Raw genomic sequence first — 8,976 nt, 5'->3', positions numbered from 1 at the left:
GCCGACCAGCACGCCTATCGTTCCGCCGAGCATGCACAGGACGAGCGCCTCCGCGAGGAACTGCAGCAGTATGGCGCTGCGGGTCGCGCCCAGCGCCTTGCGGATGCCGATCTCGCGCGTCCGCTCCGTCACCGACACGAGCATGATGTTCATGATCCCTATCCCGCCCACCAGGAGGGAGATGATGGCGATCCATGCCAGCAGGAAGGAGAACGTCTCGGTGGTCTGGGCGAAGGTCTGCTGGAGCTCGGTCTGGTCACGGATCAGGAAGTCGCTCGCCGCCCCGGGGCGGACCTTGTGGGTGCGGCGCAGTACCCGCTCGACCTCGATCATCGCGACGTTCATGTTGACCGGGTCGTCCACCTTGATGCCGATGCTGCGCACCCGGTCGGTGCCATGGGTGCGGTAGCGCGCGGTCTGGAGCGGGACGAAGATCTGCTCGTCCGGGTTCATGTACGAGCTCTGCGCGCCCTTCGCCGAAAGCACACCGACGATCTCGAACGGGATCCCGCGGATCTGGATCTGCTGGCCGATCATGGCGGCCGGATTGGACCCGAACATGTCGGGCACCGCCGCGCCGAGCAGCGCGAGACGGCGGCGGGACTCGTCGTCCCCCGACGTGAACGCGCGGCCGGAGGTGATGGTGTAGGCGCGGTTCGTGAAGTACTCGGGCACGGTGCCCGTTACCGACATGTTCGCGTTCCGGTTGCCCTTCTTGACCTGCAGGTTGCGCGAGATCTCCGGCATCACGGCCACCACGTGCCGGGCCGTGGCGCGGATCTCGTCGGCGTCGTCCACCGTCATGCTCACCCGCTGGTCGCTCGCCACGCCGCGCATGAACGACTGCCCGGGGGTGACGGTGAGGATGTTGGTGCCCAGCGCCGACAGGCTCGCCTGCACCGCCCGCTTCGCGCCGGTGCCGAGCGCGATCATCGTGATCACCGCGCCGACGCCGATGATGATGCCGAGCATCGTCAGGAAGGACCGGAGCTTGTTGACCCGGATCGACTCCAGCGCGACCATCCAGATCTCAATGAGGAGCATCAGGGCCTCGGGCTTGCGGCCCGCGGCGGGCTGCCGGCCCCGCCGGGCGCGGGGGCCGCGGGGGCCGTCGCGCCACCTTCGGCGCTCTGGTTGCGCATCCCGGGCAGTCCGCCGCCACCCGTCATGCGGCTGAAGCGCTGCCGCATCTCCTGCTGCGCCTGGACCAGCGACGCCGAAGGCAGCAGCAGGACCGTGTCCTGCTCGGTGAGCCCGCTCGTCACTTCACTGTAGTCGAGGTCCGTCAGGCCGGTGCTGATGCGCAGCGGCGTCGGCTTGCCGCCACGCAGCGCGAACACGATGTACGAGCCGCCGAACTGGAAGTTGTTCCCGGCGCCGAACCGGCGGCGCTGGCCGCCCTGGCCGCCGCCCGAGAACTGCGAGCGCATCGACGGCGCCGCGGCCCCTTGCGTCGCGCCCGGTACCCCGCCACTCGGCAGCTGCGCCTGTTGCCGGAAGGCCTGCATCCTCGCCGAGGCCACCGACTCCTGCGGCGTGAGTGTCTCGCCCGCCTCGCGCTTGCGCCGGATCTCCATGAGCATCTCGCGCGTGACGCCTTCGGGGAGTTGGAACCCACCGCCCTGTCCGCCCATCCCCGCCGGCGGCCCGCTTCCTCCCGCCATGCCGGAGCCCGGCCCACGCGAACCGCTCGGAGCCGCTGGCATGCCGCCTTGCGGTTGCTGGGTAGGCGGATTCGCGCCCCGGGCCGGCCGGGGCTCTTCGGCCCGCGCCTCGGCCACGGGTCCGCCCGGCAGTCCGCCGGTCCGTCCCGCGGGCTGGCCGCTTGCCCGCCCCGCCACTTGTGGTGCGCCACGCGCCTCCGAGTCGGCCGCGGCAAGCGTCTGCTCGACGTCCCGAGGGTCGAGGCCCAGCACCTGGGCGGCCGAGGCCATGTCGCGGGTCGTGCGCAGCGCCGCGTTCGGGATCGCCAGCACGTTCTGGCGTTGTCCGATGTGGATCTCCACCTCGGCGTTCATGCCCGGGCGCAGGAGTCCCTGCTCGTTGCCGATGCGGATCAGTACCGGGAACATCGTCACGTTCTGCTGCGTCACCGACTGCGGCTCGATCTTGAGGACGCTCCCCTCGAACGGCAGGTTGGGGTACGCGTCCACGGTGATCGTGGCGCGCAGGCCCGACTGCACCTTGCCGATGTCGGTCTCGTCCACCAGGGTGCGCACCTGCACCTCGGCGAGGTCCGCCATGCGCAGCAGCACCGTGCCGCCGGAGACCTCACGCGTCGCTGAGGCGATGACCTGCCCGCGCTCCACGCTCTTCTGGATGATCGTTCCGGTTATCGGGGCGCGGACGTTGGTGTCGTCCAGCTGGTCGCGCGCGTTCTGCACCGCGCGCTCGGCGCGCACCTTCTGGGCGCGGGCGTTCGCGAACGTGAGGTTCCCGGCCTCGTGCTCCTGCTCGCTCAAGACCTGCGCGGCGAACATCTGGTCGGCGCGGCGCTTCTGCGCCTCGGCGTTGGCGAGCGAGGCGTTGGCGACCTCGAGGTCCGCCTCCGCCTGCGCCAGCGCGTTCTGCTGGTCGCGGGGGTCCACCCGGACCAGGAGATCGCCCTGGGTGACGATGTCGCCGGTCTCGGCGCGCAGTTCCATGATCTCGCCGGACGCCTTCGACTTCACGTCCACCACCAGGATCGGCTCGATCGATCCCGCCGCCTCGGCCGAGACCACGATGTCGCGCCGTTCCACCGCCACCGCTTCGTAGTTGGGCGGCGGGACAGGTTTGCTGCAGCCGGCGAGGAGAGCGGCGGCGCCGGCGGCGGCGATCATCAGGGGTCTCATTGAACTGCTCATAGTGAGTGTCCGACGAGCGCCTCGATCTGGGCCCGCGCGACCAGGTAGTCATAGCGTGAGCGGACCAGGTCCACCTGGGCCTGGTCGAGGGAGACCTGGGAGGTCAGCACTTCGAAGATGGTGGACGACCCGAGGCGATAGCGCTCGCGCTGCATCCTCAGGTCTTCTTCAGCCGCCGCGACCGAGACGCGCGCGATGTCGGTCTTGGCGGCCGCGGCGTCCAGCGACGCGAACACCTGGGTCAGGCTCGCGTCCAGCAGGAGCCGCGCGTCGCGCAGTCGCGCCTCGGCGGCGGTGGCGTTGGCGTCGGCCGTGATGATGTTGGTCTCGCGCGTGAAGCCGTTGAAGATCGGGTAGCTGACCTGGAGCCGGAGCGACCACGTCCGCCCGAACTGCTCGCCGCCCAGGAAGTTGGAGTCCGCGCGTGCCCAGTTGCTGTTGCCGCTTGCCGTCAGAGTCGGGAAGTAGGCCGCCCGATTGGCGCCTAGCGAGGCCCGGGCGCTGAGGACGCTCGCTTCCGCCTCGCGGACGGACGGGGCATTCGCCGACGCCTCGTGCCGCAACGCCGCGGTGTCGAGGGTTCCCAGCCGGGCCTCCAGCGCACTGTCGGGCACCGGAGCGACGCTCCCCTCGACGCCGATGGCGCGTCCCAGGGTGGCCTGCGTGAACCGGAGATCGGCTCTGGCCTGGATGAGCTGGAGCTGCGCGTTGCCGTACTCGACGCGGCCGCGCAGCGAGTCCGACCGCGTGGTCGCTCCGAGGCGAAGCTTCTCGGCGGTGAGCTTGAGCTGCTCGTCGGCGCGCCGGAGGCGCGTCTCGGCCACCGCGACCAGCTCGGCGGCGGCGAGGGCGTTGAAGAAGGCCTGCTTCGTCGAGAGGGCGACGGCGTACTCCTGGCGCAGCTGCGTCGCCTCGCGCAGGCTCGTCGTGGCCCCCGCGGCGCGCCGGTTGGCGCCACGGCGAAAGCCCGTGAACAGGTCGAGGCTGCCCGAGATCCCGTACTGGTCGTTGAACGCCAGCGGGGCGCGCGTCACCTGGCCGCTCGTGGCATCGACGCGCTGGCCCGACTTGCTCGTGCTCAAGTTCGCGTTGAGGCTCGGCAGGAAGGCGCCGAACGACTGGCGCTCCTGGGCCGAGGCTACGCGCACGTCCTGCCGCGCCTGCACCATCGCCGGCTGGCTGCGCGAGGCGAGCCGCAACGCCTCGTCGAGAGTGACACGGCGCGGCTCTTGCGCGGCGGCGCCGCTCGCGAGCGACGCGAGCATGAGAACGATGAAGCGCATCCTATCGGTTCTCCCGTCCCGCGCCGGCGCTGTCGGCCCGCTGGCGCTCCGCGCGCTCGCGCTCCTGGAAGCGGTCGAACGCGGCCCGCTGCTCCGCCGTCATCATTGCGCGTAGCTCCTCGCGGATGCCGATGCGGATGGAGTCCAGCCGCGGCTGCACCGGCGACAGCGCGGATCGGAACTCCCCGCGGTGGCGGCGCCAGATGGCGCGCACCGAGTCCCGCTGCGCGTCCGTCAGGTGCAGCTCCCGTTGAAGCATCCCGGAATAGCTGCACTGCCTGCGCAGCCGGCGCGGCTGGTCACCCACGTAGTTCATGGTCGCCGCGCCGCCCGCGAAACCGGCGCTGCCGATCGCGAGCAGGAGCCCGACCGCCCAGACCTTCGACCTGTTCTCCATCCTGCGCTCCTAGTTCCCGATCGAGAAGCCGAGGTCCGCATCCGGCGCAACGGAGGCGAGCAGCGCGTCGGAGCCCAGCGACATCTCCCCCGCCGCGCCCCCGGTCGGCAGCACCGGCACCGACGCCGCGATCGCGATCCCGATCAGCGCCACCACCACCCACGGCCGGGCCCAACGCTCCAGCATCTCCCAGAGCGGGCCCGTCCCCGCGTCCGCGGCATGACGTCGGCGGTGCAGGGCGCCGCTCGCACGGAGCATCACGGCCTCGGCGAACGCGCGGCCGTCATCGTCGGGCGTCAGGTATCGCCTCAGCAGGTCTTTCATGCGTCCTCCTCCGTCGCCGGGTCGTACATCCCCAGCGCCTTCCTGAGTGCGCGCCGTCCGTGGAATACGTCCGATCGCGCGGTGCCTTCCGGCACGCCCAGGACCTGCGCGATCTCGGCGTGCGGATACCCTTCCAGATCGAACAGGGTCACGGCGATCCGCTGCCGCTCGGGCAGCGCCGCCATCGCGGTCGCAATACGCTCCTTCAGCTCAGCCGCCCCCGCCGCCGCCGCGGGCGAGATTCCCGGCGACGATATCGTGTCGTTGAGCGCGTCGGCCCGGCGCACCGTTCGCCGCCGCAACAGGTCGATGGCGGCGTTCGCGGCGATCCGCATCAGCCACGGACCGAACGGGCGGCGCGGATCGTACGTCTCTATCCGGTCCAGCGCCGACAGGAACGCGTCTTGGGCGGCGTCGTCGGCGTCGTGCGCGTCACCCGTCACCGCACGGGTCACCCGCCGGACCGCCGCCTGGAACCGCGTCACCAGCTCCCCGAACGCCTCCCGGTCGCCGGCGGCCGCCCGCGTCGCGAGCGCGGCGTCTGCTTCACTGGTTGTATTACGCAGATGACACTAGGGCTGTTGAGTCCCGTAAAGTGGACACTCTCAGGCTGCCGAGCCGAGGCCCAGGTCCCGCTCCACCGGCCGGAGCGCCTCGAGAACGAACTGGATGTGCTCTTCCAGCGGGACCCCCAGCTCCTCGGCTCCCTGCCTCACTTCCTCCCGGTTCACTCCCCGGGCGAAGGCCTTGTCCTTGAGCTTCTTCTTCACCGAGCTGACCTCCAGGTCCGACAGGCTCCGGCTCGGCCTCACCAACGCGCACGCCACCAGGAAGCCGCACAGCTCGTCCACCGAGAACAGCGCCCTGGCCATGAGAGTGTCGCGCATCACACCCAAATAGGATGCATGACCCAGGATCGCGCGTCGCAGCTCCTCCGGGTACCCTCTCTCGGCCAGGATCCGCGACCCCTCGGCGGGATGGCCCTCCGTCGGGCTGTGATCGGGATTCGGGAAGCGCTCGTAGTCGAAGTCGTGAAGGAGACCGGTGAGCCCCCACGTCTCCTCGTTCTCGCCGTGCCTGCGGGCGAGGGCGCGCATGGCAGCCTCGACGGCGTACATGTGCTTGCGAAGCGCATCCGAGGGGGTGTATTCGTGCATCAGGGCGATGGCGTCGGCGCGGGTCATTGTTGTTCCGGTGATGGGTGATGGGTGATAGGTGATGAGTGATAGGTGATTATAGGTGATAGGTGATGGGTGATCCGGTCAAGGCGGTCGAGCTTTGGCAGCGTGCCTACCGGCTTCAGGCCGGCGGCGACCATGAGGGAGCGATCCGGCTTTACCAGGCTTCCATCGCCGAGCACCCCACCGCCGAGGCGCACACCTACCTGGGCTGGGTCTACTCCTTCCAGAAGCGGTTCGATGAGGCTATAGCCGAGTGCAAGCGCGCCATCGCGTGCGACCCGGACTTCGGCAACCCCTATAACGACATCGGCGTGTACCTGATGGAGCTGGGCAGGGACGAGGAGGCGGTCCCGTGGCTGGTGCGCGCCACGGGCGCGAAGCGCTACGAGCCGCGGCACTTCCCGCACCTCAACCTGGCGCGCATCTATGAGCGGCGCGGCGACGTGCTCGGGGTGGTGCGCGCGCTGGGCCGCGCGCTCGACTTCGCTCCGGAGGACCGCTCCCTGCGGACGCGGTTCCGGAGGATGCAGGGTATGGTGAACTAGCTGCCGGCTCGCGGCTTCAGTGCCGACTCGCGGCTGAGGCCGCGGCTCGGCTGGAAGACTGTCGCTAAAGCGACGCACGTCACTTCAGTGACAGATGCCGAGCCGCGACTTCAGTCGCGAGCATGCCCGAGCCGCGACTTCCGTCGCGACTATGCTGCTCTAGTGTCGCTGCCATCCCGCCCTACGGCCTCCGCAACGAAACTTCGCGCCGGCCCCGATCCGACCGCGCCATCAGTGCGCGAAGCTCCCGCTGGAAAGACCGCGCGGCCGCTGCGTCGCCCGCAAGCTCGGCCGCCCTCGCCGCGCCCGCGAGGCTCCGGGCACGCCTCGGTTGGATCGCCAACGCGGCCCGGTAGGCGGCCAGCGCATCCGCCGCCCGGCCCAACTCCAGCAGCAGGTCCCCCTGAAGCTCGCGCGCCGGCAGGATCGCACCCGGCGTGACGGGGTGCTTCTCGGTGATGTCCTCCAGGTCCGCGGCCTGCGTGGCGAGCCGGATCGCGCCCGCGGTGTCGCGCGTCGCGAGCGCAAGCCATGACTCCGCGGCCAGCCGCTGAGCGTGGACCATCCCGGCCCACGCCGGGACCTGTCGACGAGCGAGGTCGTCGTCCAGCGAGGCCAATGCCGCGACTTCGGCGCGAGCGAGCGCGGTGTCCCCACTCCGCGAAGCGCCGATCGCCTTGGTGAAGTGGGTGACGGCGGCCGCGGCGGGCGGCGCGCCCGCCCTGACCGGAAGCGCGGCGGCCTCAGCCCACTGCCCCCGCTCGACCGCGTAGCGCGCGGGGATGGCCGCGAGCGCGTAGTCCGAGGTGAGCGAGCCGGGAGGATAGGTGCGCGGGAAGCCGGCGGCCTCGTCCACGAGGCGCCGCGCTTGCGCGTCCCGCCCCTGCTGCAGGTACCCGTACGCCATGTAGTCCATCGCGTGGAGCCGCTGATCCCAGGCGCCATCCCAGCGCTGCTGGATCTCGTACTGCCGCGCCGCGGACGCGGAGCTGATGTTCGACGCGATCGCCTGTTCCCACATGCCGAGACGGATGTAGATGTGCGAAGGCATGTGGCGGGCGTGCGGGACCGACGGCGCGATGCCCGCGTAGCGGTTGGCGGCGCGGGTGCCCTCCCGCGCGAGAGCCGGCGTATCGTAGGTGTGGATCAGGTAATGCGCGACGCCGGGGTGATCGGGCTGCCGCTGGAAGATCGGCTCCAGGATGGCGGCCGCCTCCCGCTGCCTGGCGTAGGTGGTGTCCGGCGGCGAGTTCTGCGCCATGGCAAGGAGGCTCAGCGCGTAGAGCATCGCGGCCTCGGCGTCCTGGTCGTACGTCTCGTGCATCCGCCGCATCGCCTGCGAGTAAGCGACCAGTCGGTCGCGGTGGCGCACGGTCGCGTGGTCGCGGTAGAACGCCCCGATCGCCTCGACGTAGTCGGTTTCGATCCGGGTAGGCGGATGCAGTGCTCGCGCGTGCTCGGCGGCGGCGGCGGCGGCCTGCAACTCCGCCGGCGTCGGCGGCGCCCAGAGCGGATGGAGGTACGTCATCGCCAGACCCCACGAGGCCATGGCGCACGTCGGGTCGGCCGAGGCAGCGGCGCGGAAGGCTCGCGCCGATTCCTCGTACCAGAACGAGTGCATCAGTGCCACGCCGCGCTCGAAAGCGCGCTGGGAGACCGGCGTACAGGAGGTCCCGAATTCGACGCGCCCGAGGCGCGCGGGCGGCGGGCCGGCGTGATCGTGCTCCATCTGGGCGCGAAGCGTCGTCGTCAGGAACACGAGCGGAACGGCGAGGAGGAGTGAACGCCTGATCATGGCTGCCTGTCTTCAGGGGGAGCCTGACCATGCGCAAGCGGGGCGTCGCGGTCAAGTCCCTCGCACGCCAGGTCCCTTCCCCCGGGGTCCCCATCGCTGCATCGTTCATCCTCTCCTCTTCAGGGGCGGGACCTGACCGACGCGATCGCACGCCTGACGTCCGCCCTGGCCGACCGCTACGCCGTGGAGCGCGAGCTCGGCGCGGGCGGCATGGCCACTGTCTATCTCGCCAGGGACCTGCGGCACGACCGCCACGTCGCGCTCAAGGTGCTGCGCCCCGAGCTGGCCGCGATCCTCGGCGGCGAGCGCTTCCTGAAGGAGATCCGGCTCACCGCCAACCTCCAGCACCCGCACATCCTGCCGCTGCACGACTCGGGTGAAGCCGAGGGGATCGTCTACTACGTCATGCCCTTCGTCGAGGGCGAGAGCCTGCGGGACCGCCTGGCGCGCGAGAAACAGCTTCCGGTGGAAGATGCGGTCCGCATCGCGACCGAAGTGGCCGGCGCGCTCGACTACGCGCACCGGCACGGCGTCGTGCACCGGGACATCAAGCCGGAGAACATCCTGCTGCACGACGGCTCGGCGCTGGTCGCCGATTTCGGCAT

The 8,976-nt window shown here is 70.6% G+C and carries 10 protein-coding genes; 2 read left to right on the top strand and 8 right to left on the bottom strand.

What is annotated here, in order from left to right:
• The 7 genes from Q8Q85_09170 to Q8Q85_09140 all read right to left on the bottom strand — a co-directional run.
• On the bottom strand, positions 1-1,044 hold a 1,044-nt coding region (locus tag Q8Q85_09170), incomplete at its 3' end, for an ABC transporter permease (GenBank protein ID MDP3774424.1).
• Positions 1,044-2,834 (bottom strand): efflux RND transporter periplasmic adaptor subunit, encoded by a 1,791-nt coding sequence (locus tag Q8Q85_09165; protein ID MDP3774423.1) that lies wholly within the window; start codon positions 2,832-2,834, stop codon positions 1,044-1,046. The genes Q8Q85_09165 and Q8Q85_09170, both read right to left, overlap by 1 nt.
• A gap of 8 nt (positions 2,835-2,842) precedes the next feature.
• Entirely contained in the window at positions 2,843-4,129 is a 1,287-nt protein-coding gene (locus tag Q8Q85_09160) for a TolC family protein (protein MDP3774422.1), read from the bottom strand.
• A gap of 1 nt (position 4,130) precedes the next feature.
• Positions 4,131-4,526 (bottom strand): hypothetical protein, encoded by a 396-nt coding sequence (locus tag Q8Q85_09155; protein MDP3774421.1) that lies wholly within the window; start codon positions 4,524-4,526, stop codon positions 4,131-4,133.
• Between the two features lie 9 nt (positions 4,527-4,535).
• Complete coding sequence (locus tag Q8Q85_09150) at positions 4,536-4,850, bottom strand: hypothetical protein (GenBank protein ID MDP3774420.1); 315 nt, start codon at positions 4,848-4,850, stop codon at positions 4,536-4,538.
• Positions 4,847-5,416, bottom strand: a complete 570-nt coding sequence (locus Q8Q85_09145; GenBank protein MDP3774419.1) for a sigma-70 family RNA polymerase sigma factor — start codon at positions 5,414-5,416, stop codon at positions 4,847-4,849. Before Q8Q85_09145 ends, Q8Q85_09150 begins: the two co-directional genes overlap by 4 nt.
• 39 nt (positions 5,417-5,455) lie before the next feature.
• A complete protein-coding gene (locus tag Q8Q85_09140; GenBank protein MDP3774418.1) occupies positions 5,456-6,034 on the bottom strand; it encodes an HDIG domain-containing protein in 579 nt (192 codons plus the stop codon).
• Positions 6,035-6,099: 65 nt separating this feature from the next.
• On the opposite strand from Q8Q85_09140, the gene Q8Q85_09135 reads away from it, so the two are divergent.
• Positions 6,100-6,576, top strand: a complete 477-nt coding sequence (locus Q8Q85_09135; protein MDP3774417.1) for a tetratricopeptide repeat protein — start codon at positions 6,100-6,102, stop codon at positions 6,574-6,576.
• Positions 6,577-6,757: 181 nt separating this feature from the next.
• On the opposite strand, the gene Q8Q85_09130 is transcribed toward Q8Q85_09135, so the two are convergent.
• Positions 6,758-8,371 carry a hypothetical protein gene (locus tag Q8Q85_09130; protein ID MDP3774416.1) on the bottom strand — a complete coding sequence of 538 codons (1,614 nt, stop codon included), beginning with the start codon at positions 8,369-8,371 and terminating at the stop codon, positions 6,758-6,760.
• Positions 8,372-8,554: 183 nt separating this feature from the next.
• Here Q8Q85_09130 and Q8Q85_09125 point away from each other — a divergent pair.
• A partial coding sequence (locus tag Q8Q85_09125; protein MDP3774415.1) for a serine/threonine-protein kinase occupies positions 8,555-8,976 on the top strand: 422 nt, incomplete at its 3' end.

This window comes from Gemmatimonadales bacterium, from assembly GCA_030697825.1.
In the GTDB taxonomy this organism is placed as follows: Bacteria; Gemmatimonadota; Gemmatimonadetes; order Gemmatimonadales; family JACORV01; genus JACORV01.
The sequence above is the reverse complement of the archived record's forward strand: the minus strand, read 5'-3'. Positions and strand labels throughout refer to the sequence as shown.